The organism is Kitasatospora sp. NPDC005856 (assembly GCF_040629945.1).
Taxonomy (GTDB): Bacteria; Actinomycetota; Actinomycetes; order Streptomycetales; family Streptomycetaceae; genus Kitasatospora.
The window spans coordinates 1-26380 of record NZ_JBEXWT010000096.1; the positions used below are offsets into that span (position 1 = coordinate 1).

18 protein-coding genes and 1 pseudogene are annotated in these 26380 nt (G+C 72.1%); 2 read left to right on the plus strand and 17 right to left on the minus strand.

Going from position 1 to position 26380, the window contains the following annotated elements:
- From ABZ449_RS35450 to typA, 10 genes are all read right to left on the minus strand, one after another.
- The coding region (locus tag ABZ449_RS35450; protein WP_360354336.1) for an ATP-binding cassette domain-containing protein at window positions 1-443 on the minus strand (443 nt) is incomplete at its 3' end.
- Between the two features lie 15 nt (window positions 444-458).
- The gene (locus ABZ449_RS35455; protein ID WP_360354380.1) at window positions 459-1373 is read right to left on the minus strand and encodes an ABC transporter permease; all 915 of its coding nucleotides are present in this window, start codon (window positions 1371-1373) and stop codon (window positions 459-461) included.
- Between the two features lie 76 nt (window positions 1374-1449).
- Entirely contained in the window at window positions 1450-2376 is a 927-nt protein-coding gene (locus ABZ449_RS35460; RefSeq protein WP_360354337.1) for an ABC transporter permease, read from the minus strand.
- Window positions 2377-2487: 111 nt separating this feature from the next.
- A complete protein-coding gene (locus ABZ449_RS35465; RefSeq protein WP_360354339.1) occupies window positions 2488-4113 on the minus strand; it encodes an ABC transporter substrate-binding protein in 1626 nt (541 codons plus the stop codon).
- 204 nt (window positions 4114-4317) lie between these two features.
- Window positions 4318-5334 (minus strand): dipeptide ABC transporter ATP-binding protein, encoded by a 1017-nt coding sequence (locus ABZ449_RS35470; protein ID WP_360354341.1) that lies wholly within the window; start codon window positions 5332-5334, stop codon window positions 4318-4320.
- Complete coding sequence (locus ABZ449_RS35475; RefSeq protein WP_360354343.1) at window positions 5327-6376, minus strand: ABC transporter ATP-binding protein; 1050 nt, start codon at window positions 6374-6376, stop codon at window positions 5327-5329. The genes ABZ449_RS35470 and ABZ449_RS35475 overlap by 8 nt, the downstream gene beginning before the upstream one ends.
- A 19-nt stretch (window positions 6377-6395) precedes the next feature.
- The gene (locus ABZ449_RS35480; protein WP_360354345.1) at window positions 6396-7337 is read right to left on the minus strand and encodes an ABC transporter permease; all 942 of its coding nucleotides are present in this window, start codon (window positions 7335-7337) and stop codon (window positions 6396-6398) included.
- Window positions 7330-8256 (minus strand): ABC transporter permease, encoded by a 927-nt coding sequence (locus ABZ449_RS35485; protein ID WP_360354347.1) that lies wholly within the window; start codon window positions 8254-8256, stop codon window positions 7330-7332. The genes ABZ449_RS35480 and ABZ449_RS35485 overlap by 8 nt, the downstream gene beginning before the upstream one ends.
- 140 nt (window positions 8257-8396) lie before the next feature.
- A complete protein-coding gene (locus tag ABZ449_RS35490) occupies window positions 8397-10037 on the minus strand; it encodes an ABC transporter substrate-binding protein (RefSeq protein ID WP_360354349.1) in 1641 nt (546 codons plus the stop codon).
- A 431-nt stretch (window positions 10038-10468) separates the two neighbouring features.
- The gene (gene typA / locus ABZ449_RS35495) at window positions 10469-12373 is read right to left on the minus strand and encodes a translational GTPase TypA (protein ID WP_360354351.1); all 1905 of its coding nucleotides are present in this window, start codon (window positions 12371-12373) and stop codon (window positions 10469-10471) included.
- Window positions 12374-12630: 257 nt separating this feature from the next.
- On the opposite strand from typA, the gene ABZ449_RS35500 reads away from it, so the two are divergent.
- Entirely contained in the window at window positions 12631-13767 is a 1137-nt protein-coding gene (locus ABZ449_RS35500) for a hypothetical protein (protein WP_360354353.1), read from the plus strand.
- On the opposite strand, the gene ABZ449_RS35505 is transcribed toward ABZ449_RS35500, so the two are convergent.
- The 7 genes from ABZ449_RS35505 to ABZ449_RS35535 form a co-directional block, all read right to left on the minus strand.
- Window positions 13764-15662, minus strand: coding sequence for an ABC transporter family substrate-binding protein (locus tag ABZ449_RS35505; RefSeq protein ID WP_360354355.1), 1899 nt, complete (start codon window positions 15660-15662; stop codon window positions 13764-13766). The two genes, ABZ449_RS35500 and ABZ449_RS35505, sit on opposite strands and share 4 nt — an antisense overlap.
- A 93-nt stretch (window positions 15663-15755) precedes the next feature.
- Window positions 15756-18188, minus strand: coding sequence for a SpoIIE family protein phosphatase (locus ABZ449_RS35510; RefSeq protein ID WP_360354382.1), 2433 nt, complete (start codon window positions 18186-18188; stop codon window positions 15756-15758).
- Between the two features lie 396 nt (window positions 18189-18584).
- Entirely contained in the window at window positions 18585-21350 is a 2766-nt protein-coding gene (locus ABZ449_RS35515; RefSeq protein ID WP_360354357.1) for a SpoIIE family protein phosphatase, read from the minus strand.
- A gap of 139 nt (window positions 21351-21489) precedes the next feature.
- The gene (locus tag ABZ449_RS35520) at window positions 21490-21999 is read right to left on the minus strand and encodes an NUDIX domain-containing protein (RefSeq protein WP_360354359.1); all 510 of its coding nucleotides are present in this window, start codon (window positions 21997-21999) and stop codon (window positions 21490-21492) included.
- An 18-nt stretch (window positions 22000-22017) separates the two neighbouring features.
- A complete protein-coding gene (locus ABZ449_RS35525) occupies window positions 22018-22209 on the minus strand; it encodes an SPOR domain-containing protein (RefSeq protein WP_360354361.1) in 192 nt (63 codons plus the stop codon).
- 158 nt (window positions 22210-22367) lie between these two features.
- Window positions 22368-24002 (minus strand): DUF4190 domain-containing protein, encoded by a 1635-nt coding sequence (locus ABZ449_RS35530; protein WP_360354363.1) that lies wholly within the window; start codon window positions 24000-24002, stop codon window positions 22368-22370.
- Window positions 24003-24161: 159 nt separating this feature from the next.
- Window positions 24162-24980, minus strand: a complete 819-nt coding sequence (locus tag ABZ449_RS35535) for a methyltransferase domain-containing protein (protein WP_360354365.1) — start codon at window positions 24978-24980, stop codon at window positions 24162-24164.
- A gap of 195 nt (window positions 24981-25175) precedes the next feature.
- Here ABZ449_RS35535 and ABZ449_RS35540 point away from each other — a divergent pair.
- A pseudogene (locus tag ABZ449_RS35540) lies at window positions 25176-26323 on the plus strand (dihydrofolate reductase family protein).
- The last annotated feature ends 57 nt before the right edge of the window (window positions 26324-26380 follow it).

The following is a 26380-nucleotide window of genomic DNA, read 5'->3' on the forward strand; positions in this document are numbered from 1 at the left end:
CGCTCCCGCGCCTCCTTGCGGGAGACCCCCCGGTGCGCCCGGAACATCTCCCCCAGCTGGTAGCCGACGCTGAGCACCGGGTTCAGCGCGGACAGCGCGTCCTGGAAGATCATCGCGATCTTCCGGCCGCGGATCTTGCGCCGCTCCTCCTTGCTCATCCTGAGCATGTCCTTGCCCCGGTACAGGATCTCGCCGCGCGGGATCCGGGCCGGCGGCATGTCCAGGATGCCCATGATCGCCTGCGCCGTCACCGACTTGCCCGAGCCGGACTCCCCCAGCACCGCCAGCGTCTCCCCCGCCGCGACGGAGTAGTTGACGCCGTTCACGGCCCTGGCGACGCCGTCCCGGGTGACGAACTCGACGTGCAGGTCCCGGACGTCGAGCAGCGGCCCCTGGTACGGCGCCTCCTGCTCGCGCCCGGTGGCTGTCACCGCTGTACTCACGATGCGCTCCCTCGCTCAGCGAAGCTTCGGATCGAGGGCGTCGCGGACCGCGTCGCCCATCATGATGAAGGCCAGCACGGTGACGGACAGGGCCGCGGCCGGGAAGAACATCACGTACGGCGCGGTCCGGATCACCTTCTGGGCGGAGGAGATGTCGATGCCCCAGGAGATGGTCGGCTCCTGCAGACCGATGCCGAGGAAGCTCAGCGTCGCCTCGGTCGCGATGTAGCCGCCGAGCGCGATGGTCGCCACCACGATCACCGGCGCGACGGCGTTCGGCAGGATGTGCCGGAACATCAGCCGTCCGGTCCCGGCCCCGAGGGCCCGGCCCGCCACCACGAAGTCGGACTGTTTGACGGTCAGCACCGCGCCGCGCATGACGCGGGCGATCTGGGTCCAGCCGAGGACGGCCAGGGCGACCACCACGGTCCACACCGTGCGGACGGTGAACGCGTTCAGCAGCACCAGTGCGCCGAGCAGCAGCGGGATGCCGAAGAAGATGTCGACGATCCGGGAGATCACCGCGTCGACGGCCCCGCCGTAGTACCCGGCGACCATCCCGGTCAGCCCGCCGAGCAGGGTGACCGCGGCGGTCACGAAGATGCCGACGGTGATCGAGGCCCGGGCGCCGTAGACGACCCGGGCGTAGATGGAGCGGCCCTGCGCGTCGTAGCCGAACCAGCCGGCGCCGAAGAAGTCCGTCCAGTCCGGCCGCCTGAGGTAGTCGTGCACCAGGTCGGCCTTGCGCGGGTTGGCGTCGGTGAAGGCCCAGGGGAAGATCGCCACGAGCACCAGCAGCAGGATCAGCACGACGGAGATCAGGAAGATCGGCCGCCGGCGCAGGTCCCGCCAGGCGTCGCCCCAGAGGCTGCGGGCTTCCTCCCGCTTCTGCACGTCGGGCTCGACCAGGGTCTCCTGCTCCACCGCCATGCCCTGCTCCCCCGCGTAGTCGAGACGGGAGACGCCCGGCTTGGGGTGCGGTTCGAACGAGTCCTCGTCATGGATGTCAGGCATAGCGGATCCTCGGGTCCAGGACCGCGTAGAGCAGGTCGACGAGCAGGCTGGCGACCAGGTAGATGATCACCAGGACGGTCACGATGCCGACCACGGTCGGGCCTTCCTTCTGGTTGATCGCCCGGTACAGGACGTTGCCGATGCCCTGGACGTTGAAGATGCCCTCGGTGACGATCGCCCCGCCCATCAGCGCGCCGAGGTCGGTGCCGAGGAAGGTGACCACCGGGATGAGCGAGTTGCGCAGCAGGTGGCGGGGGATGATGGTGCGCCGGGGCAGGCCCTTGGCGGTCGCGGTCCGGATGTAGTCGGCCCGCAGGTTCTCGCCGATGGAGGTCCGGGTGAGCCGGGCGACGTACGCGAGCGAGAGCGAGCCCAGGACGATCGCCGGCAGGATCAGCTGGGAGAGGTCGTAGCTGTCCTGCACCGTCGGCGTGACCCAGCCCAGGTTGGTGGCGAACACGGTCTGCGCGATGTAGGCCAGCACGAAGACCGGGATCGAGATCACCACCAGGGTCAGTACCAGCACCAGGGTGTCCGCGATGCTGCCGCGCTTCAGCCCGGAGAGCACGCCGAAGGCGAGGCCCACGACCATCTCGAAGACGAAGGCCATCAGCGCCAGGCGGATGGTGACCGGGAAGGCGTCCGCCATGATGTCGGAGACCGGGCGGCCGGTGAAGCTGGTCCCGAAGTCCCCCTGGAAGAGGTTCCCCATGTAGTGCAGGTACTGCTTCCACAGCGGCTGGTCCAGGTAGTACGTGTGCTTGATGCTCGCGACCACCGACGGGTCGGCGGCCTTCTCTCCGAACAGCGCGACCACCGGGTCGCCCGGCAGCGTGTAGACCATCACGAAGATCAGCAGCGTGGTGCCGAAGAACACCGGGATCATCTGCAGCACCCGCCGCAGCACGTAACTGCCCATCCGAGCCTCCTTCCTGTGGGCCCGACCGGCCGGACCGGTCGGGCGGGAGACCGCGCCCCGCCCTCCGTGCGGGGAGGGCGGGGTCGGCGCGCGGGGATCAGGGTCCGGGGATCAGCCCTTGACCTCGACCTGCGTCCAGGCCGGGTTGCCGAAGGAGTCGAACTTCACGTTCTGCACCTTGGTCGAGTAGCCCGAGTTGGTGCGGTAGTACCAGAGCGGGATGGCCGGCATGCCGCTCTGCAGCACCGCCTCGGCCTGCTGGTAGCCGGTCACCGTGTCGGCGACGCTGGGGGCCTCGTCGGCCTGGGTCGCCGCCTGGTCGAACTGCGGGTTGCTGTACCCGGTGTCGTTGGAGGCGGCACCGGTGCGGTACACGTCGGCCAGGAAGTTGGCGTTCAGGGGGTAGTCCTGCACCCAGCCGGTGCGGAAGGCACCGTTGAGCTGGTGCGTGGTGATGGCCTGGCGGGCGGTCTTGAAGTCGGGCTTCGGGTCGCCGAGGCAGTCGACGCCGGTGTTCTGCCGGATCGAGTTGCAGACCGCGTCGACCCACTCCTTGTGGCCGCCGTCCGCGTTGTAGGTGATCAGCACCTTGTTGCCGGGGACGCCGCCGCCCTGCTGGATCAGCTGCTTGGCCTTGGCGGGGTCGAAGGTGCAGAAGTCCCCGCAGGTGCCGGCCTTGTAGCCCTCGACGCCCTCCGCCACCCAGGCGCTGGCCGGCGCGCGGGAGCCCTGCAGCACCGTCTTGGTGATGGTGTCGCGGTCGATCGCCATCGAGAGGCCCTGGCGCACCTGGGCCTTCTCCGGGGCGGCCCAGTCGGCCTGGTAGAGCGTGAAGCCGATGTTCTGGATGGCGCCCTGCGGCGCGTCCACCGCGCGGTCGCCGAGGTCGCTCTTGTACGTGGCCAGGGCGGACGGCGGCACCTGGTCCATCACGTCCAGGTTGTTGGACTGGAGGTCGGCGTAGGCGGCCTCGGACGTGGTGTACATCTTGAAGACGACGCCGCCGTTCTTCGGCTTGTCCACGCCCTGGTAGTCCGGGAACGTCTTGGTGACCACCTGGCTGTTGTGCGCCCAGCTGACGAACTGGTACGGACCGTTGCCCACCGGCTTCTGCCCGTACCCGGCCGGGTCCTTGAAGAAGCCCTCGGGCAGCGGCGAGAAGGCGATGTAGCCGAGCTTGTACTCGAAGTACGAGACCTTGTGGTTCAGCTTGACGGTGAAGTGCAGGTCGTCGGTGACGGTCAGTCCGGACATCTTGTCCGTGGCCGGCTGCCCGGAGACCGGGTGGACGTCCTCGTAGCCCTCGATGTCGGAGAACCAGGAGCTGTTGATCTGGTTGTTGGCCGGGTTGGCGCCCCAGTTCCAGGCGTCGACGAAGTTCTGGGCGTGCACCGGTGTGCCGTCGTGGAACTTCCAGCCGTCCTTCAGCGTGATGACGAAGGTCTGCGAGTCACTGGTGTCGATCTTCTCGGCGACCTGCATCCGGATGCTGGCGTTGCTGGGGTCGTAGTCGACCAGCCCCTTGAAGAGGTTCTGGATGATGCGACCGCCGCCGGTCTCGTTCGCGTTGGCGGGCTGCAACGGGTTCTGCGGCTCGTTGCTCTGGTAGCTGAAGCTCTTGGTGGCGTCCGACGAGCCGCCGCCTCCTCCGCTGTCGTTGCTGCTGCACCCGGTGGCCACCAGGACCACGGACGTCGCAACGGCGAGGACCCAACGAGCGCGGGCGGCTACGGGCATGGAGGTCCCTCCTCAGGGTGTGTGTCGCATCACACCCCATGAGAAGCGCGCCCCGGCGACGGCGCGAGTCAGGTGCACCCGGACGGGTGCCGTGACCCTCTGCCGAGTTGACGCGGCGCCGGATCGGCGCAGCACCCGCCGACCGGAACGGCGGAAGGGCCCGCGGCGCGAACGCCACGGGCCCTTCCGGGGACCAGCAGGGGATCAGGCCGCGGCCTGCTCCCGGACCTCGGGGAAGTGGCAGGCCGACTCGTGCGCGGCCGGGCCCTCCAACAGCGAGGGGACCGCGAGCAGCGGGACCTCCTCCGAGCACCGCTCCTCCGCCTTCCAGCAGCGGGTGCGGAAGCGGCAGCCGGACGGCGGGTTGGCCGGCGACGGGATGTCGCCGACGAGCACGATCCGGTCCCGGGTCTCGCGCGCCGCCGGGTCCGGCACCGGCACCGCGGAGAGCAGCGCCTGGGTGTACGGGTGGGTGGCGTTCTCGTAGATCTCCTCGTCCGAGCCGATCTCGACCATCTTGCCCAGGTACATCACGCCGACGCGGTCGGAGATGTGCCGGACGATGGAGAGGTCGTGCGCGATGAACATGTAGGAGAGGCCGAACTCGCCCTGCAGCTGCTCCAGCAGGTTGATCACCTGCGCCTGGACGGACACGTCCAGGGCGGAGACCGGCTCGTCGCAGATGATGATCTCGGGCTTGAGCGCGAGACCGCGGGCGATGCCGATGCGCTGGCGCTGGCCGCCGGAGAACTGGTGCGGGTACCGGTTGATGTACTCCGGGTTCAGACCCACGACGTCCAGCAGGTCCTGGACGGCCTTGCGGCGGTCGCCCTTGGGCGCCACCTCGGGGTGGATCTCGAACGGCTCGCCGATGATGTCGCCGACCGTCATGCGCGGGTTGAGCGAGGTGTACGGGTCCTGGAACACCATCTGGATGTTCCGGCGGACGGCCTTCAGGGCGGCACCCTGCAGCTGCGAGATGTCCTCGCCCTTGAACAGCACCTGGCCGGAGGTGGCCCGCTCCAGGTTCATCAGCACCTTGGCCAGCGTGGACTTGCCACAGCCGGACTCGCCGACGATGCCGAGGGTCTCGCCCTTCTTCAGCTCGAAGGAGATGCCGTCGACCGCCTTGACCGCGCCGACCTGCTTCTTGAAGAGGATGCCCTGGGTCAGCGGGTAGTGCTTGACCAGGTCCTTGACCTCCAGGATGTTCTCAGCCATGGAGGGTCTCCTTCCAGAGGTGGCACGCGCTGCGGCGGCCGGTGAGCTCCTTGCCGTCCTTGTCCGTCACGTGGTGCAGCGCCGGGATCTCGGTGCGGCACAGGTCGGTGGCGACGTCGCAGCGGGGGTTGAACGCGCAGCCGGCCGGAACCTTGAGCAGGTTCGGGGGCAGGCCCTTGATCGCGTACAGCTCCTGGCCCTTCTGGTCCAGGCGCGGGATGGAGCGGAGCAGGCCCTTGGTGTACGGGTGCGCGGGGTTCGCGTACAGGTCGTGCACGGGGGCGGTCTCGACGATCCGGCCCGCGTACATCACGGCGATCTTGTCCGCGACGTCGGCGACCACGCCGAGGTCGTGGGTGATCAGGATCAGGCCCATGTTGTACTCGGCCTGGAGCTCGGCCAGCAGGTCCATCACCTGGGCCTGGACGGTGACGTCCAGGGCGGTGGTGGGCTCGTCCGCGATGATCAGGTCGGGCTGGAGCGACAGCGCCATGGCGATCATGATGCGCTGGCGCATGCCGCCGGAGAACTGGTGCGGGTAGTCGTCCACCCGCTGCCGGGCGGCGGGGATGCGCACCCGGTCCATCAGCTCGATGGCCTTCTCCTTCGCCTCCTTCTTGGAGGCGCCCTGGTGCACGCGGAACATCTCGCCGAGCTGGTAGCCGACGCTGAGCACCGGGTTCAGCGCGGAGAGCGCGTCCTGGAAGATCATCGCGATCTTCCGGCCGCGGATCTTGCGCCGCTCCTCGTTGCTCATCGTGAGCATGTCCTGGCCGCGGTACAGGATCTGGCCCTGGGTCACCTTGCCCGGGGGCATGTCCAGGATGCCCATGATGGTCTGCGCCGTCACGGACTTGCCGGAGCCGGACTCGCCGAGCACGGCGAGGGTCTCGCCGGCCGCGACGGAGTAGTTGACGCCGTTCACGGCCTTGGCGACGCCGTCCCGGGTGTGGAACTCCACGTGGAGGTCCTTCACCTCGAGGAGAGGCGTGCCGACTTCGAGCCGGTCGTTCTTCTGGTTGTTCTCGATCACGGTGGTCATCGGGTCGTCACCTCTTCTCTCAGCGGAGCTTCGGGTCGAGGGCGTCGCGCACCGCGTCGCCGAGCATGATGAACGCCAGCACCGTAAGGCTCAGCATTCCGGCAGGGAAGAACAGGGCGAACGGAGCCGTACGGATCACCTTCTGGGCCGAGTTGATGTCGATGCCCCAGGAGATGGTCGGGTCCTGCAGACCGATGCCGAGGAAGCTCAGCGTCGCCTCGGTGGCGATGTAACCGCCGAGCGCGATGGTGGCGACGACGATCACCGGGGCGATCGCGTTCGGCAGGATGTGCTTGAACATGATCCGGCCGGTGCCGGCGCCGAGCGCCTTGGCGGCCGTCACGAAGTCGGCCTGCTTGACCGTGATCACCGAGCCGCGCATGACACGGGTCATCTGGGTCCAGCCCAGGGCGACCAGCGCGAAGACCACGCTCCAGACGGTGCGCGAGGTGAAGGCGTTCAGGACCACCAGCGAACCGAGCAGCAGCGGGATGCCGAAGAAGATGTCGGTGACGCGGGAGATGATCGTGTCGACCCAGCCGCCGAAGTAGCCGGCCACCATGCCGGCGATGCCGCCGAGGACGGTCACGCCGACGGTGACGCAGATGCCGACGATGATCGAGGCGCGGGCGCCGTAGACGACGCGGGCGTAGATGCTGCGGCCCTGGAGGTCGTAGCCGAACCAGTCCGCCTGGAAGAGGTGGCTGTAGTTCGGCTTCGTCAGGTAGTGGCTGCGCAGGTCGCCGGCCCGCGGGTCCACCGAGGTGAACAGCCCGGGGGCGATCGCGATGACGATCAGCAGCAGGATCAGCAGCGCGGAGATCACGAAGATCGGCTTGCGGCGCAGGTCGTGCCAGGCGTCGGAGCCGAGGCTGCGGGGCTTCTCGGGCTTGGCGGCCGCGGTGGCGGTGCGCTGCTCCGGGATCTCCGCGGTGGTCTTCTTCTCGGTCAGGTCAGGCATAACGGATCCTCGGGTCCAGGACCGCGTAAAGCAGGTCGACGATCAGGCCGGCGGCCAGGTACACGAGCACCAGGAAGGCGACGAAGCCGGAGACCGTCGAGCCCTCCTTCATGTTGATCGCTTTGAACAGCGCGTTGCCGACACCCGTGACGTTGAAGATGCCTTCGGTGACGATCGCGCCGCCCATCAGGGCACCGAGGTCGGTACCGAGGAAGGTGACGACCGGGATCATCGAGTTGCGGAGCAGGTGGGTGCCGATCACCTTGCGCCGCGGCAGGCCCTTGGCCACCGCGGTGCGGACGTAGTCCGCCTTGATGTTCTCGGCTATGGAGGTACGGGTGAGGCGCGCGACGTAGGCCAGCGAGAGCGAGCCGAGCACGATGGCCGGCAGCACCAGCTGGGTGATGTCGTTGCTGTCCTGGACGGTCGGGGTGACCCACTTCAGGTTCTGCCCGAAGACCGTCTGGAAGATGAAGCCGAGCACCGGGACCGGGATCGAGATCAGCAGCAGGGTCATGACCAGGGCGCCCTTGTCGAACGCCTTGCCACGGCGCAGACCGGCGAACAGGCCGATGGCGACGCCGAGCACGATCTCGATGGCGAACGCGAACAGCGCGAGCCGGATGGTGACCGGCAGAGCCTCGGTGATCTTGTCGATGACCGGGCGCTGGTCCAGGCCGGTGCCGAAGTCGCCGGTGAGCAGCTTCCCCATGTAGTCGAAGTACTGCTGGATCATCGGCTTGTCGAAGCCCATCTGGTGCCTCAGGGCTGCGACCTGCACCGGGTCCGGTGCCTTGTCGCCCCACATCGCTGCCACCGGGTCACCCGGCAGCGCGTGCACCATGAAAAAGATGAGTGCGGTCGTTCCGAAGAACACCGGAATCATCTGGAGCAGTCGCCTCGCGACAAAGCGCCCCATCGTGCCTCCATGTATGGCTCTGCCGGGCCCGTCAACCCGGCAAGAGATAAGTCGGCGTGCCAACGGCCGGCGCCAGTCCTCGCCCTTGTGGGGATGGACGGGCACCGGCCGTTGTCACCGGGTCAGGCGGTGCCGACCGATTACTTCTTCTTGACCTCGACGTCGGTGTAGACCGGGTCGCCGAAGGAGTTGAACTTCACGTTCTGGACGTTCTTGGAGTAGCCGGAGCTGGTCTTGTAGTACCAGAGCGGGATGGCCGGCATGTCCTTGGCCAGAACGGCCTCGGCCTGCTGGTAGAGCTCGGCGGTCTTCTCGACCGTGGTGGCGGCGTCCGCCTCCTGCGACAGCTTGTCGAACTCGGGGCTGGAGTAGCTGCCGTCGTTGGCGGCGGCACCGGTGCCGTAGACGTCGCGCAGGAAGTTGGCGTTCAGCGGGTAGTCCTGGACCCAGCCGGTGCGCATCATGCTCTGGACCTGCTTGTTGGTGACCAGGTCACGCGAGGTCTTGAAGTCCGGCTTCGGGTCACCGAGGCACTCGACGCCGGTGTTCTGCCGGATCGAGTTGCAGACCGCGTCCACCCACTCCTTGTGGCCACCGTCGGAGTTGTACTGGATGAGGACCTTGCCGTTGGGGACGCCGCCACCCTCGGCGATCAGCTGCTTGGCCTTCTCCGGGTTGAACTTGCAGGCGTCGCCGCAGGTGCCGGCCTTGTAGCCCATGACGCCGGGCGCCACGAACGAGTCGGCGGGGATGCGGTTGCCGTTCAGCACGGTCTTGGTGATGGTCTCGCGGTCGATCGCCATCGAGAGGCCCTGACGGACCTTCTCCTTGCCCGGGGTGTCCCAGCCGGCCTGGTACAGCGCGAAGGAGATGTTCTGGATGGCGCCCTGCGGCTGGTCGACCGCGCGCTTGCCCAGGTCGTCCTTGTACTTCGGCAGGTCGGTCGGGTCGACCTGGTCCAGCACGTCCAGCGTGTCGGACATCAGGTCCTTGTACGCGGCCTCGCCGGCGGTGTAGTTGCGGAAGACGATTCCGCCGTTCTTCGGCTTGTCGATGCCCGTGTACTTGTCGTAGGCGGCCAGGGTGATGGCCTTGTTGTGCTCCCACGAGACGAACTTGTAGGGGCCGTTGCCGACCGGCTTCTGGCCGTAGCCGGCCGGGTCGGCGAAGAAGCCCTCGGGCAGCGGGAAGAAGGCCGAGTAGCCGAGCTTGTACGTGAAGTACGAGACCGGGCTGGAGAGTTCGATCGTGAAGTGGGTGTCGTCGACGACCTTCAGACCGGACATCTCGGTGGCGGTCGGGTCGCCCTTGTCCTTGTCCGGGTGGACGGCGTCGTAGCCGACGATGTCCGAGAACCAGTCGGAGTTGATCTGGTTGTTCTTCGGGTTGGCCGACCAGTTCCAGGAGCTCACGAAGGACTTGGCGGTGACCGGGGTGCCGTCGTGGAAGGTCCAGCCGGACTTCAGCGTGACGGTGTAGTTCTTGGCGTCGGTGGTCTCGATCTTCTCGGCCACCTGGTTGCGCAGGGCACCGGTCGCGGGGTCGTAGTCGACGAGGCCCTTGAAGAGCTGCTTGACGATACGGCCGCCCTGGTTCTCCATGGCGTTCGCCGGCTGGAGCGGGCGCTGCGGCTCCGCGCTCTGGTAGCTGAACTTGCCCTGCGGGTCGACCGCGGCGCTGTCGGAGCTACCCCCGGAGGAGTCGCTGCTGCTGCACGCAGTCGCGGCGAGGGCGACAGCAACTGCTGCGACAACCCACTTGGCCTGGCTCGCACCGCGCATCGGTGTGCCTCCTGAATTCGACGTTGCAACGAGGAGGGCACTGCGGAACGGTTGTCACCGGGCCCGCTGTGCCGTCCGCGCTCGTGGTTTCGGCGCGCACCCCTGCGCGTTCACCCTTGACCCGAGCCTGACTGCACCCACTATCCGTCACGCACGGACACGAAAGTGACCAGTGACGATCTCAATTAGGTCACATGAACAGTCGGTAAGTTTCGAAAACCGGACATTTGAGACATAGCCAGACAGGCACCAAACGGACAGTCGTCACGGATGACGAACTGTCACGTCCGCTCAGCGGACACTCTGGCGTGATGAGCGCTATTCCGTGAATAGCGGCCCCGACAACTTGGAGTAGTTGAAAAAGTTCGCCCCCCTCTCCATGGGAAAGGGGGGCGAATCATTCCGGCCAATGGCCGTTCAGTGCGTCCGGATCACGCCTTCTTGGCGCGCGAGGCGGTGCGCCCGCGGTCCTTCTGGTCAAGGACGACCTTACGGATGCGAACCGTCTCCGGGGTCACCTCGATGCACTCGTCCTCGCGGCAGAACTCCAGCGACTGCTCCAGCGAGAGCTTGCGCGGCGGGACGATCGACTCGGCCACGTCAGCGTTCGAGGAACGCATGTTGGTGAGCTTCTTCTCCTTGGTGATGTTCACGTCCATGTCGTCGGCGCGCGAGTTCTCGCCGACGATCATGCCCTCGTACACCTCGGTGCCCGGCTCGCAGAAGAGCACGCCGCGCTCCTGGAGGTTGGTCATCGCGAAGGCGGTCACCACGCCGGCCCGGTCGGCGACCAGGGAGCCGTTGTTGCGGGTGGTCAGCGTGCCGAACCACGGCTCGTGGCCCTCGTGGATCGAGTGGGCGATGCCGGTGCCGCGGGTGTTGGTGAGGAACTCGGTCCGGAAGCCGATCAGACCGCGGGACGGGACGACGAACTCCATCCGGACCCAGCCCGAGCCGTGGTTGGACATGTTGTCCATCCGGCCCTTGCGGATGCCCATGAGCTGGGTGACGGCGCCCATGTGCTCCTCGGGCACGTCCACCGTGAGGCGCTCGACGGGCTCGTGGGTCTTGCCGTTGACCTCCTTGGTGACGACCTGCGGCTTGCCGACGGTCAGCTCGAAGCCCTCGCGGCGCATGGTCTCGATCAGGATGGCCAGCGCCAGCTCACCGCGGCCCTGCACCTCCCAGGCGTCCGGGCGCTCGGTGTCCAGGACGCGCAGCGAGACGTTACCGATCAGCTCGCGGTCCAGGCGGTCCTTCACCTGGCGGGCGGTGACCTTGCGGTCCACCTTGCCCGCGGCCTTGGCGTCCGCGCCCTTGCCCGAGCCGCCACGGCCGACCAGCGGGGAGGTGTTGGTGCCGATGGTCATCGAGATGGCCGGCTCGTCCACCGTGATCAGCGGCAGCGCGATCGGGTTCTCCGGGTCGGCCAGGGTCTCGCCGATCATGATGTCGGAGATGCCGGCGACGGCGCAGATGTCACCGGGGCCCGCCACCTCGGCCGGCTTGCGGGTGAGCGCCTCGGTCATCAGCAGCTCGGAGATGCGCACGTTCGAGATGCTGCCGTCGCGCTTGATCCAGGCCACGGTCTGGCCCTTGCGCAGCTCGCCCTGCTCGACGCGCAGCAGCGCGATGCGGCCGAGGAAGTTGTCGGCGTCCAGGTTGGTGACGTGGGCCTGGAGCGGGGCGTCCTCGTCGTAGCTGGGGGCCGGGACGTGCTCCAGCAGGGTGGAGAAGAACGGCTCCAGGTTGGTGCTGTCGGCCGGGACGGTGCCGTTCTCCGGCTTGGTCAGCGAGGCGACGCCGTCACGGGCGCAGGCGTAGACGATCGGGAACTCGATCTGGTCCTCGTCCGCGTCCAGGTCCAGGAACAGGTCGTAGGTCTCGTTGATGACCTCGTCGATCCGGGAGTCCGGACGGTCGGTCTTGTTGATGCAGAGGATGACGGGCAGACGGGCCGACAGCGCCTTGCGGAGCACGAAGCGGGTCTGCGGCAGCGGACCCTCGGAGGCGTCGACCAGCAGGACGACCGCGTCCACCATCGACAGACCGCGCTCGACCTCGCCACCGAAGTCGGCGTGGCCCGGGGTGTCGATGATGTTGATGGTGATCGGCGCGCCACCGTCCTTGGGGTGGTACTTGACCGCGGTGTTCTTCGCGAGAATGGTGATGCCCTTCTCGCGCTCCAGATCGTTGGAGTCCATCATCCGGTCGTCGAGCTGCTGGTGGGCGGCGAAGGCGCCGGCCTGCTTCAGCATGGCGTCGACGAGGGTGGTCTTGCCGTGGTCGACGTGGGCGACGATGGCGACGTTACGGATGTCGTTGCGCGTGGGCATGCCTAGCGGATTCTCCCGGAATCGTGGGTTGCGGCGCCCGGCCGCGAGACGCCGGCCGGCGATCCCTGTTGATCGCCGCCGCCCGTTCCGCCTGCTACTACCGGTCCACCCGCCGGGCATATGGACATGCCTCGGCTTCCTCCTATCGTACGGGGAACCGCCCAGCGGAGCAGAAACGAGCTGGTCGAGCGGGATCAAGATCACAGGTGTGTCACACACCCTTCACCCCACGGCCGCCCTCCGACACGCTTCCGTTCGTGATTCGACACCTCTGGGCCTCCCTGCCCTGGCTGCTGCGCGCAGCCGGCGCCACGGCCCTGTACCTCGCGATGCTCCACGACCTGCCGGCCCTGACCGCCCTCGGCTGCGTGATCGGCTTCCTGGTGGGCCAGGAACCGCTGTCCGACCTCTGGTTCCTGCTCACCCACCGGTTCTGCGGCGCGCGGCTGTACTCCGCTTCGTACGGCAGGGGCCGGAGGCTGTGGAGCGGCACGATCGCCACGGTGCCGGTCGAGCTGGGTCTCGTGCCGACGAGCGGGTTCCTGTTCCCCTGGGGGCTGCTGCCCGTCCGCGCGCCCCGGCTGCGGCTGTGGCTCGCCTCGGTCGCGCGGTTCGGACTGCACGCGGGCCTCGGGGCCTGGCTGGCGACCTCCGCCACGGGGCTGCCCCGGGGCATCGGCCTCGGTCTGCTGTTCACCCTCGGCATGACCGCGGTGACCACCGCGACGAGCCCGGTCAACTCGCTCTGGGCCGTGTTCGTCATGCCCTTCCGGCCGGGATCCGTGTCGGTCGACGCCGAGTCGCCGAGCGCTGTCGAGGCCGAGCGGTACCTGGTCCGGGGCCGGATCTCCGAGGCGCGCCGCAAGCTGGACGAGGGCACGCCCATGGTCCTCACCGCGACCGGGATCGCCCTGGCCGAGGGCCGCTACACGGAGGCCGAGCGGCTTGCCGACGAGGCCTTCGAGCGGGGCCACACCGCGGCCGACTCGAGTGTGGCCTTCCTCGCCGCCATGGCCTTCGTGGGCCGCGTCGACGCCGGGGAGCACTCCCCCGCGCGGGCCGCAGCGCTGCTGGAGCCGTATCTCGTCCGGCTGGGCGTCCACGACCGGACGCTCGCCCGGGACTTCCTCCCGGCGGCGGACCTCGCCCGGTTCCGGAACGACCCGCGGACCGCCGTCCGAGCCGCCCGCCGGCTGTCGAACGCGGTCGGCTCCCGCTTCCACCGGTCCCTGGCCTGCTGCTCGCTCGCTGCCGCCCTCATGGCCGACGGGCGACCGGAGGAGGCCCGCGAGGCGCTCGCCCGGGCGCGTCGGGAGTGCCCCGAGCTGGCCCGGATCGCCGATGTGGAACGCATGCCGGAACGCGGGCCCGCGACGGCCGCCCGGGTGGGCTAGCGGCTCCAGCCGACGTCCTGGAAGCGGGGCCAGCCGAAGCCGTACGCGCCGGCGCCGAGCACTCCGGTACGGACGCCGACCAGCTCCGGCCGCTGGTAGAGCGGCACCGAGTGGCCGAGCTGCCAGAGCCGTGCGTCCGCCTCCTGGAGCAGGCCCAGGCGGGCCGCCCGGTCCGGTTCGGTGGCCGCGCGGTCGAACAGCCGGTCGATCTCCTCGGTGCCGACGCGGCCGAAGTTGCCGCCCGGCTCGGGCACGCCGTCCGGGTCCGGCCGGGGCTTGGCGTAGGCGGAACGCTGTTCGACCGCCGGGCTGGGGCCGGCCGGCCAGGACAGGAGCGCGAGGTCGTAGTCCCCGGCCGCCAGGTGCTCCCCGACGAAGGACCCGGCGGGCGCGGGCACCCGCCGCACCGCGATCCCGGACTGCGCGAAGCCCGCGCCGAGCGCCTCGGCGGTGCGCTCGGCGGTCGCCGAACCGGCCGGGACGAGCAGCGAGAGGGCGAGCGGCTGGCCGCCCTTGGTCCGGGTTCCCCCGCCTGAGGGCCGCATCCAGCCCGCCTCGTCCAACAGCCGGCCCGGATCCGCCGGTCCGGCCGCGGCGCTGTTGTCCCGGTAGCCCTCCTGGTCGCCCGCGAACAGGTGGCTGCCCAGCGCAGCGGCGGGCAGGCCCAGCGGGGTGAGCGCGGCGTCGGCGATCCGCCGCCGGTCGACGGCCCGGACGAGGGCCCGGCGCACCAGCGGGTCGGTCAGCGGGCCGCGCGCGGCGTTGAGGGTGAGCTGGGTGAGCGAGGCCGCGGCGGCCCGGTGCACGGTGACGCCGGGCAGCGACTCGGCCCGCCGCAGGGCCAGTGCCGCCGCCTCGGGCGCGGCCGCGGGCGGCGGCGCGGCGGAAGCGGACCCGGAAGCGGAAGCCGACGCGGATGCTGATGCGGAGGCGGAGGGAGACGGGGACGGGGACGCCGACGCCGACGCAGGGGCGGAAGCGGAAGCGGAGGCCGACGCCGAGGGCCCGGAGGGAGCGGCCGGCACCGCCCGGTCCACCGCCGCGGTGAGCGGGGCGATGTCCAGCCGGTCCTGGTCCAGCGCGTCCAGCCGCCGCTCGGGCGGCGCGGCGAGGAAGTCGATCCGGTCGGCCTTCGGCCGGTCGCCCCACCAGAGCGGGCTGCGCACCAGGGTGACCGTCCCACCCTCGGCGTCGTACCGGGAGAGGGCGTACGGCCCGGCGCTCGGGCGGCCGCCGTCGGTCAGCGGCCGGCCGAACGCGGCCGGGTCGGCCGTCTCGGCGGCCGGGTAGAGCGGGCCGAACAGCGCGCGCCACTCGGCGTACGGCCGCCGGAAGGTCACCCGGACCTCGTGCGGGTCGGCGCCCTGGGCGACCGACTCGATGGCGTCGTACCCGGCCGCCCTCCCGCTCCGGTGGGCCTGGTCCGGGCGGGACAGCGCGATCCGCTGGGCGTCGAGGTCGGCGGCCGAGACCGGGGTGCCGTCGCTCCAGACGGCGCGCGGGTTGAGCCGGTAGGTCACCACCTGCGGCTGCTGCCCGGGCGGCGACGACTCGACGCCCGCGAGGTAGTCGGGGTCGGGGAGGAGTCTGCCGTGCTCGTCGGGCCGGAACAGCGAGGGGTACAGCGCGTGGGCGAGCAGCGCCGAGTCGGCGCTCGCCGCGCCCTGGTAGACGTTCAGCGTGGCCGGGACGCCGTCCAGCGCCCAGCGCAGCGTGCCGCCGTCCCGGACGGCGGCGCGGTCGGCGGGCCCGACGTCCCCGGTGGTGGCGCTGGGCGCGGCCGGAACGGGCACGGGGGCGGGGGTGCGGGCGGGGCCCGGGTCGTCGGAGCAGCCGCCGAGGCCGGCGGCGAGCAGCAGCGCGGCGGCTGCGGCGGTGAGCTGGCGGACGCGCATGGCCGCCATCGAACGCCGCTGCGGGCGCTCGGCCCGCTCCGACACGGCGGGCCGCCGGGCGACTGCACCCGTCCGGCCCACCGCCGCGAGCGGCTACAGGGCCAGCTCGAACCAGACGATCTTGCCCTTGGGGGTGCGCCGACTGCCCCAGCGCTCGGCCAGCAGGCTGACCAGCTGCAGGCCGCGCCCGCCCTCGTCGGTCTCCTGCGCGCGCCGCTGCCGGGGCTGTGCGTAGCCGTCGTCCCAGACCTCGCAGACCAGGCTGCGCTCGCGCAGCAGCCGCAGCCGGATCTCGCCCCGCCCGTGCCTGAGCGCGTTGGTGACCAGCTCGCTGACCAGCAGCTCGGTGGTGTCGACCAGCTCCTCCAGCCCCCGCGAGAGCAGCCAGCTGCACGCCAGCTCCCGGGCCTTGGCCACCGAGGTGGGCTCGGGCGGCAGGACCCAGTTGCCGATGGCGTCGTCGGGGAAGGCGTGCACCTTGGCCATCAGCAGGGCGATGTCGTCCTCGCCGTGGTGCGGGTTGAGCTCGCCGAGGACGTGGTCGCAGAGGTCCTCCAGCCCCTTGCCCTCGTCGGAGAGCGCGACCCGGAAGGCCCGCAGGCCCTCGTCCAGCTGGTGCTTGCGGCTCTCCACCAGGCCGTCGGTGTAGAGGGCGAGCACGGCGCCGTCCGGGAGGGTCAGCTCGACCTCCTCGAAGGGCTCGCCGCCGACGCCGAGCGGCAGGCCGGGCGGCACGTCGAGCATCCGGGCACCCTCGCCGGGGCTGAGCAGGACGGGCGGCAGGTGGCCGGCGTTGGCGATCCAGCAGCGCCGGGTGACGGCGTCGTAGACCGCGTAGACGCAGGTCGCCAGGTAGACCTCGCGGGCCTCCTCGTCGGCGGTCGAGGTGAGCCGCCCGTACGGGGTGGGCGGCCCGGCCGGCACGGAGTCGTCGCCGAGGCCGCGGGCGATCTCGTCCAGGGCGGTGAGCACCTCGCCCGGCTCCAGGTCGAGCATCGCCAGGGTGCGGACGGCGGTGCGCAGCTGGCCCATCGCGACGGCGGCGCGCAGACCGCGGCCCATCACGTCGCCGATGACCAGGGCGGTGCGGTTGCCGGGCAGCGGGATGACGTCGAACCAGTCGCCGCCGACCTCGGTGTTGTTGTTGCTGGGCAGGTAGCGGCAGGCGATCTCCAGGCCGCTGGCGGCCGGGTTGCCCGGGGGCAGCAGGCTGCGCTGGAGGATCAGCGCCCGCTCGTGCTCGCGCCGGTAGAGCCGGGCGTTGTCGATGCAGACGGCTGCGCGGGCGACGAGCTCCTCGGCGATCGCGACGTCGCGGGCGTCGAAGGGCTCGCTGCCGATCGCCCGGGAGAGCTGGACGAGACCGAGCACCTGGTCGCGGGCGACCAGCGGGACGATCAGGGTGGAGCGCAGCAGCGGGTCGCGCCCGGGCTCGGGGACGACGCTGCGGCCGGTGCGCAGCGCCCGGGCGTGCGGGGAGCGGCGCGGGTAACAGAGGGTGCCGCCGGCCTCGGCGATCGGCAGGCCGGTCACCGAGCCGAGCACCGAGGAGGCGCCGCCGACCACGCTGGAGACGGCGACCCGGCGCAGTTCGCCGCTGCCGTCGGTGAGCACGGTGTCGCCGAGCCGGCCGGCGCTGGGCACGGTCTCGCCGGAGAGCAGCGCGGTGTAGAGGTCGACGGTGGCGAGGTCGCAGAACGGCGGGACGACGACGTCCAGCAGTTCCTTGGCGGTGGTCTCCAGGTCGAGCGTGGAGCCGATGTGCGCGCTGGCCTCGTTGAGCAGGGCCAGGTTGCGGCGCACGCCGTCGGCCTCGCGCTCGGCGACGTGCCGGCTGGTGACGTCGGAGACCTGCCCGGCGACGCCCATGGTCTGCCCGGCGGATCCGTTCAGGCGGTACAGCGAGACGGCCCAGAGCCGGTTGCCCTCGCGGGTCGGGACGGCGCCGTGGAAGCGCAGGTCGAAGACGGGCTCGCCGGTGGCCAGGACCTTGCGCAGGGCGGCGGTGAGCCGGTCGGCCTCGGACGGCGGGAAGAGGTCGTGCGGGGTGAGGCCCTCCAGGTCGGTGGGGACCAGGCCCATCCCGGAGGCGAAGGCGTCGTTGACCCGCTGCAGCCGCAGCCGGTCGTCGAACAGCACGAAGCCGGTGGGCGTCTGCCCGAAGACGGCCTCGGAGGCGGCCAGGTCGGTCTCGATCCGGCGCAGCCGGCCGAGGTCGACGGCCAGGCAGGTGGCGCCCGCGGTGGGCAGCGAGCTGTCGGGCATCAGGTAGAGCTCGGCGAGGCCCTCGCCGCCGTCGGCGTCCCGGTACGGGGTGGTGCCGACCCATTCCTCGCCCGCCAGGGTGCGTTCCAGCCGGGCCCGGCCGCGCTGCCAGAGTTCGCGGGGGACGAAGGTGGCGATCGGGTCGGTGCCGACGGCCTCGGCGGCCGGGACCCCGAAGAACTCGGCGGCGCGCTCGCTCCACTGGCTGATCCGCCCGTCGGGGCCGATCGCGAAGGTGGCGACCCGGATGTAGTCGTAGATCGAGCCGGGATCGCCGGCGCCCCAGGGCCGGTCCCCGACGGCGGGACGGTGGCCGCGGCCGGGGACCGCGCCGTCCGGTACGGGCAGGTGCGAGGAGCCGGCCTGCCCGGGTACAGCGGCATGACCGCTGCTCCTCGGCGACACGCTCCGCGCCGGAGTGCTGTTCAACGGACCGACCCCTCCAACCCGCGACCGTCCGGATGTCGAGAAGACCGAGTATTCATCATCGAGGGGTACGTTCACACGCCCTCAACATCACAACATCAGATCGGGCGAAGGTTTTTGTCCTACCGCCCGCGCAACCACAATGCCACGCTCGCGCCCCCTTCCGGAGCGCGCGCTCCCCCTGAGCGCCCGATGGCATATGCGGCACCGCTCCCCCGCTGTTCGCTCCGCTCACGATCCGTCCGGCTCATTACCCGGCAGCGCCTGCTCGAACCAGACCACCTTGCCGATCCCCTCGGCCCGGGCGCCCCAGCGCAGCGCCAGCCGGTGGACCAGCTCCAGGCCGCGCCCGCCCTCGTCGGCCTCGGCGGCGTGCCGCTCCCGGGGCGGGTCGGGCAGCGGGTCCGAGACCTCGACCAGCAGCGTCTCCCCGAGTGTCAGCCGTACCCCGATGGGGGCGCTGGCGTACCGGATCGCGTTCGTGACCAGCTCGCTGACCAGCAGCTCCGCGATGTCGGTGAGCTCCTCGACGCCCCACTCGGCGAGCGTGGCGCGGACCAGCCGGCGCGCCCGGGAGACGGCGGTGGGCTCGGCCGGCAGGGTCCAGCCCACCGTCGGGGTGCCGGCCCGGCCGTGGCCGAGCCGGGCCAGCAGCAGCGCGACGTCGTCCGGCTCCCGGCCCTGCTCCATGGTGTCCAGCACCGCCTCGCAGGCGGCCTGGATGGAGGCGTGCGGCTCCTGGAGCACGGTGATCAGCCGGCCGAGGCCGACGTCCAGGTCCTTGTCCCGGGACTCGACCAGGCCGTCGGTGCACAGCGCCAGCAGGCTGCCCTCGGGGATCTTCAGTTCGACCGATTCGAACGGAACTCCGCCCACTCCGAGCGGGGTGCCGGAGGGCAGGTCGAGGATGCGGCCGGCGCCGCCGCGCAGCGGGCCGCCGTCACGGGTCGGCTCCGCACCGTCCTCGCCCGGCACCACCAGCACCGGCGGGATGTGCCCGGCCTTGGCGACGGTGAGCCGGGCCGTCGTCGGGTCGAAGACGGCGTAGACGCAGGTGGCCAGCAGCGCCTCGTCCGGCCCCTGGGCGAGGTCGTCGGCCAGCTCGTGGACGTGCCGCAGCAGGACGTCCGGCGGCAGGTCGAGGGCGGCCAGCACCCGGACGGCGGTGCGCAGCCGTCCCATGGTGGCGGCGGCCCGCAGGCCGTGGCCCATCACGTCGCCGACCACCAGCGCGGTGCGGTCGCCGGGCAGCGGGATGACGTCGAACCAGTCGCCGCCGACCTCGGTGCCGCTGCTGCCGGGCACGTACCGGTAGGCGACCTCGACACCGGCGGGCTGCGGGACCTGCTGCGGGAGCAGGGTCCGCTGGAGGGTGAGCGCGGCGGTGCGTTCGCGGGCGTAGAGGCGGGCGTTGTCCAGCGAGCTGCCGGCCCGGTCGGCCAGCTCGACGGTGAAGGCCAGGTCGTCCCGGTCGAAGCCCTCGCGGTAGCCGGCCCGGCTGACCAGCAGCAGGCCGATCACGATGCCGCGGGCGCGCAGCGGAACGACCAGCATCGAGTGCACGCCGAGGTCCCGGGCGGCCTGCGTCTTGGGGTCGCCGGGGTAGGTCACCTCGTCCAGCTGGTCGGCGCCGGACAGCAGCTCGGGCACGCCGGTGCGCAGCACCCGGCCGCAGACGGAGTCCTCGGCGAAGGTGATCCGGGCGCCGCGGCGCAGCATCACGTCCACCTCGGGGCCGTCCTGGACGGAGGCGGTGCCGAGCTGGAGCAGCGAGGTGCGCCGGTCGTGGCCGTGCCGGGGCAGGTCGTCGCCGTGCGCGACGGCCTGGAGCAGGATCACCGCCGAGTGGTCGCTCAGCCGGGGGACGACGGACCCGGCCAGTTCCTGGGCGATCCGGGAGGCGTCCAGCAGGTCGCCGACCCGGGAGCCGAACTCGTTGAGCAGCGAGAGCCGGCGCCGGGCGTGCTCGACCTTGGCGACCGCCCGGTAGCGCTCGGTCACGTCCATCACGGTGCCCGAGATGCCGAGCACCCGGCCGGAGCGGTCGGTCATCCGGCTGTAGGAGATCGACCGGTAGCCGGCCCGGGTGGTGACCGGGGAGGCCAGGGTGACGTCGATGACCGGCTCGCCGGTGGCCAGCACCTGGCGCTGGATGGCGGTGATCTCGTCGGCGGCCCGCTCCGGCAGGGTCTCGCCGGTGGTGCGGCCGACGTGGTCGTCCGGGGCGACGCCGTTCATCTCGGCGAGGGTCCGGTTGACGGCGGTGTAGCGCAGGTCGCTGTCCATGATGGCGATGCCCAGCGGGGACTGCTCGAACAGCGCGTCGCGCACCGCGAGGTCCCGCTCGACGGCCTGGACGGCGGCCGCCTCGGCCATGCTGACCTGGAGGAACGGGGTGCCGTCGCCGTCCACCAGGAGGGAGATCCGGGCGTCCACGGCGACCGGGGCGCCGTCCCGGTCGCGCAGCTCGGCGTGGCCGGCCCAGCGGCCGTGCCGCAGGGTGTCCTGGATCGCGCGCCGGATCCGGGCGATCTGCTCCCGGTCGGGGATCAGCTCGTCGATCCGGCGGCCGACCAGCAGCTCGTTCGGCCAGCCGAGCAGTTCCTCGGCGGCCGGGCTCCAGAGCACCACCCGGCCCGCGGTGTCCAGGATCGCGATGGCGACCTTGAGCATGTCCAGCAGGCTGCCCTCGGCGGGCGCGCCCGGGCCACCGGGGCGGCCGCGGCCGCCCGGGGTGTCGGCCGGTCCGCCGGGGAACGGCCGGCCGGGGCGGCCGCGCAGGCCGGACCGGGCGCCGGGACCGGGCGCCGCCGGGGCGGACGCCGACTGGTCGGGGTGCGCGGCGTCGGGGGCCTCGGCGGTGCCGCCGCGGCGACGGCCGACCGGCGGCTGGGGGGCGGCCGGACGGGCGGCGCGGCGCAGTCGGGCGCGGGCGGCGGCGCTCCCGGTGGAGGTTGCCCGCCGCTCTCCCCCGCCGCCGTTCCCGGTAGTCGACACCGACGGGGCCTCCGGCTCTGGTCGGGATCGGCGTCGCCGGCTGGGGACGGCTCACCGATGGTGACGAATAGTGCCGAAAAGTGACATACCCAGCAGCCTCCAGGCTATCCCGGCCCCTGGGTCGTCTTATCCGATTGACCTACTCGGCGGACTGCGCGTCGCCCGCCGTCGGGATGCCGTCCGCGGCCGCCGTCCCGCCCTCCGTCCCACCCTCCGTGAGCAGCCGGGCGACGTGTGGCAGCACGTCACGGTCGTGATCGATCCAGTCCACGGTGTCCAGCTCGTCCGGGCCCAGCCAGCGCAGCGCGTCGTGGTCCTCCAGCGCCCGCGGCTCGCCCGCCAGCAATTCGGCGGCCCAGAAGCGCAGCTCCAGGCCGGGGCGCACGGCCCACGCGCCCGGCAGCCGGGTCAGCGCGCGCGCCCGTACGCCGAGCTCCTCCAGCAGCTCCCGCTCCAACGCCTGCGCCTCCGTCTCCCCGGGCTCGGCCTTCCCGCCGGGGAACTCCCACCGGCCGGCCACCGCCTCGGGCGCGCTGCGCCGGGCGGCGAGCACCCGGCCGTCGCGGACCAGCGCGCCGCCGACCACGATCCGGGGGGTGGCGCGGGTGTCCGGGGTGTCGGTGCGGGGCGTGCCCGTCGTGGCGTCCATGGGGCCGACCCTACGGGGTCAGGCGTTGCGGACCGTCCCGTCCGCCGGTTCCGGCCGGTCCGGCCCGTCCGCCTCGACCCAGTACATCTGCTTGTGGCCGCGGGCCTCGAACTCGGCGGCCAGCCGCCGGGCCTCGACCCGGTCGAGGTCCCTGGCGACCAGGAAGCGGTTGCCGTTGTCGTCCTGCCGCATCACCCGGTAGGTGCCCATGGCGGGAGGCTACCCGCGGTCTCCCGCTCCGGGCCGGGGAGGTCGGGTCCCCGGCTCGCGTGGGGGTCGGGCCGGGGACGCGACCACGACGGTACGGGCGGCGCGTTACCGGCAGGTACGGTCGCGGTCAACGGCCGGTAACCGGAGGCCCGGACCGCTCAGACCCGCAGGTCGGGCGCCTGCTCGCCGGTGGACAGGCCCAGCCCGCGGCGGATCTCCAGGATCGTCGGCGTCGTCCTGGCCTCCATCGCCCTGGCCTTGCGGAGGTCGCCCGCCAGGTCGGTGCCGGAGGCCGCGGCGTCCCAGGCGGCGGCGGCCTGCGCCTTGGCCTCGGCCAGCTTGGCGATCTTCGGCTGGACGTCGGCCGGCCAGGCCACCCCCGTCCTGCCCAGCACCGCCGCCTCGGTCCGGGAGGCGGAGGCCACCCTCCGGGCCCAGGCCCGGTAGTCGACCTCGGCCTCGGAGACGTCCCCGTCCGGCTGCTCCAGGTAGTCGTCGTTGAAGCTCCGGGCGGCCTCCAGGTAGGCCAGCTGGGGCGCGGTCAGACGGCTCCGGTCGGTGCGGACCGTTCCCCGGTGCCGGTCCTCGCGGTCCTCGTAGGCACAGGTGACGTACCGTGCGCCGGACGCCCAGTTCTTCGCGGTCGGGTAGAGGTAGACGTCGTCCATGCCGTCCGGAACGGCCCACTGGTCGAGCGCGTAGCCGCCCAGCACCCCGCGGCACAGCCGTCCGGCCGCCTCCCGGGCCGCGCTCTCGCCCGGGTAGAGGCCGTTGCCGCTCGGGATCAGGGCGGTGCCCGCCACCTCGCCGTGGTGCGGCCCGGCGCAGGCCACCCGGTGCACCCAGTACACCGTCTCGTCGCCGTTCCCGTCCGCCGTCGAACCGCCGTCGGGGGAGTCGTAGCAGTCCCCGGCCTTGAGGTCGGACCAGTGCACCGAGCCGGCCGGCGCCTTCGGGGCCTGGCCGAAACGGCCGGCCCGCGCCGAGCTGAAGTCCGCCGCGCCGAGCCCGATGGCCAGCAGCACCGTGCCGATCGTGCCGAGCACCAGGCCGGTCACCGCCATGCCGGAGCCGCGCTCCTTGCGGCGGTTGATCTGCACCAGCGCGAGGATGCCGAACACCAGGGCCACCGGGGCCACCAGGAGCAGGCCGGTGACCAGGGAGCCGACGGCGAAGCCGTTGGTGGGGGCGGGCGCGGGCGCGGGGCCCGGGAAGTACCCGGGCACGGGGGCGGCCGGCCCCTGCCCCGGGTCGGGGGCCTGGGCGTACGGATGGCCGGGCGGGAAGCCGGACCTGGCGGGCGGGGTGACGGAGGCCCAGCCTCCGGCGGGCAGCGGGTACGGCGGCTGGGGCGGGGCGGCCGACGGCGGGACGGCCTGCGGGGCCGGGGCGGCGGGATGGACGGGGGCGGGGGCGGCGGGATGGACGGCGGGCGGGCCGGCGGAGAAGTCGGGTGCGGCCCAGGGGTCGGCGGGGGCGGGCGGGGCGGGCTCCGGTTCGGCCTGCTCCGGCCGCCCGGCCCGCTCCGACTCGTCGGCCGCGGCGGGCCGCTCGTGCTCGACCGGGCGCGCGGGCCGCGCGGTGTCCTTGCGGAAGTCCACCCGGGGGTCCTGACCGGCCGTCGGCGCTTCCGCCGGGTCCGCGGCCGTCCCCGTCCCCGTGTCGGTGCCGGTGTCGGCGCCGGTGTCCGCGTCGGTCCCCGAAGCGGTGCCCGCGTCCGCGTCCGCGTCGGCCCCCGTGGCCGCGGGCGACTCCGGCCCCGGAACGAGCGGCTCGGACTCAGGCTTGGACACGTGGACTCCCCCAACCACCGGAACGGCATCGGCTCGGCACTCGGCACCATGGCTCGGACCCGAACGGGCCCGATCTGAACGGTCGCGCGACTTTACCCGATCTTTCCGAACACCCGCCCGCCCTTACCGGCCCGCCCTCCGGGCCCTTCCTCCACCGGCTCAGCCGCGGGCCAGGATCTCGCCGTGCAGCATCGAGAACCAGCCGTCCCCGGCGGCGCTCCACTCCCGCCAGCCGTCCGCGATCCGGCCCAGCTCGTCCTGGTCCGCGAAGCCCCGTTCGACCGCCGTCCGGCCCAGTGCGGTGCCCGTCACCCGGTCCGCCCACATCCCGCCCCACCAGGCACGCTGCTCGGGCGTCGCGTACGTCCAGGTGCCGGCGCTCGCGGTGACCTCGGTGAAGCCGGCCGCGCGGGCCCAGGACAGCAGCCGCCGGCCGGCATCCGGCTCACCGCCGTTGGCACGGGCGGTCCGCCGGTACAGCTCCAGCCACCGGTCCAGCGCGGGCACCTCCGGGAACCAGGTCATCGAGGCGTAGTCGACGTCGCGGACCGCGACCACGCCGCCCGGCGCCGTCACCCGCCGCAGCTCGCGCAGCGCGGCCACCGGGTCGGCCACGTGCTGGAGCACCTGGTGGGCGTGCACCACGTCGAACTCGCCGTCCCGGTACGGCAGTCGGTGCACGTCGGCGCAGTCGAACGCGACGTTGGCCAGACCCCGCCCGGCGATGTGTCCGGCCGCCTGTTCCAGCACCTCGGCGGAGGTGTCCACCGCGACCACCCGCCCCCGCGGGCCGACCAGTCCGGCCAGGTCCGCGGTGATCGTGCCGGGGCCGCAGCCGACGTCCAGCAGGGCCTGCCCGGGCCGCAGTTCGGACAGCAGGTAGCCGGCCGAGTCGGCGGCCGTGCGGGAGCGGTGCGAGCGCAGCACGGCCTCCTGGTGGCCGTGGGTGTAGACGGCGGCGGGCTGCGGTCCGGTCATGAGGTCCCCCTGGGCGGTCGACTGGCTGCGGTCGGCCGCGGTGCTCCGCGGCGCCCCCGACGCTACTCGTCGTTCCGCATGTCGAGAAGAACCGTCTCGAATGTCGGTCATGGCAGGTCCGGACGGCATTCGCGGGTCCGGACGGCATTCGGCCGCCGTACCGTGGAGGCGCCCCCGACAGAACGGTCCCCGCCCATGCCCGGCCCGCGCCCCCACGTCCTGCTGAGCGCCGCCGTCTCGCTCGACGGCCACCTCGACGACGCCTCCCCCGACCGACTGCTGCTCTCCAACGCCGCCGACTTCGACCGGGTCGACGAGGAGCGCGCCGCCGCCGACGCGATCCTCGTCGGCGGCAACACCCTGCGCGCCGACAACCCCCGACTGCTGGTCAACGACCCCGGACGCCGGGCCGCCCGTCTGGCCGCCGGCCGGCCCGAACACCCGCTGAAGGTGACGCTCAGCGCGAGCGGCGCGCTCGACGCCGGGCTGCGGTTCTGGCACACCGGCGGCGACCGCCTCGCCTACACCACGGACGCCGGGGCCGCGGTGCTGCGCCCCCGGCTGGACGGGCTGGCCGAGGTGGTCGCGCTGGGCGACGCGGTGGACCTCGGCGCGGTGCTGGACGACCTGGGCGCCCGCGGGGTGCGCCGGCTGATGGTCGAGGGCGGCGGGGGCGTGCACACCCAGTTCCTGTCCCAGGGGCTCGCGGACGAGCTCCAGCTGGCCGTCGCCCCGCTGCTGGTCGGCCAGGCCGAGGCGCCCCGGTTCGTCCGCCCGGCCGCGTTCCCCGGCGGTCCGGCCCGGCGGATGCGGCTGCTGGAGGCACGTACCGTGGGCGACGTCGTCCTGCTCAGGTACGCCCCGAAGGAGCCCGCACCGTGACCCCGTCCGTGTCCACCGACCTCGCTCACCTGCGCCGGGCCGTCGAGCTCTCCCGCCGCTGCCCGCCGTCCGGGACGGCCTTCTCGGTCGGCGCGGTGATCGTCGGCGCCGACGGCGCGGTGCTGGCGGAGGGCTACAGCCGGGAGGCGGACCCGCACGACCACGCCGAGGAGGCGGCGCTGGCCAAGCTTCCGGCGGGCGACCCGCGGCTGCGCGGGGCGACGGTCTACAGCTCGCTGGAGCCCTGCGGGCAGCGCGCCTCCCGGCCGGTGCCGTGCGCCCGGCTGCTCGTCGCGGCGGGCGTGCCGCGGGTGGTGGTCGCCTGGCGCGAGCCGGACCTGTTCGTCGCCGACTGCCAGGGCACCGCACTGCTGACGGCGGCCGGCATCGAGGTGGTGGAGCTGCCGGAGCTGGCCGAGGAGGCCCGCGCGGTCAACGCCCACCTGCTCGGACACGAGTGATCTTTTGTATCATCAAGGAACAAAAGATCACCGCCCCGTTCCCCGAGGAGCCTCCCC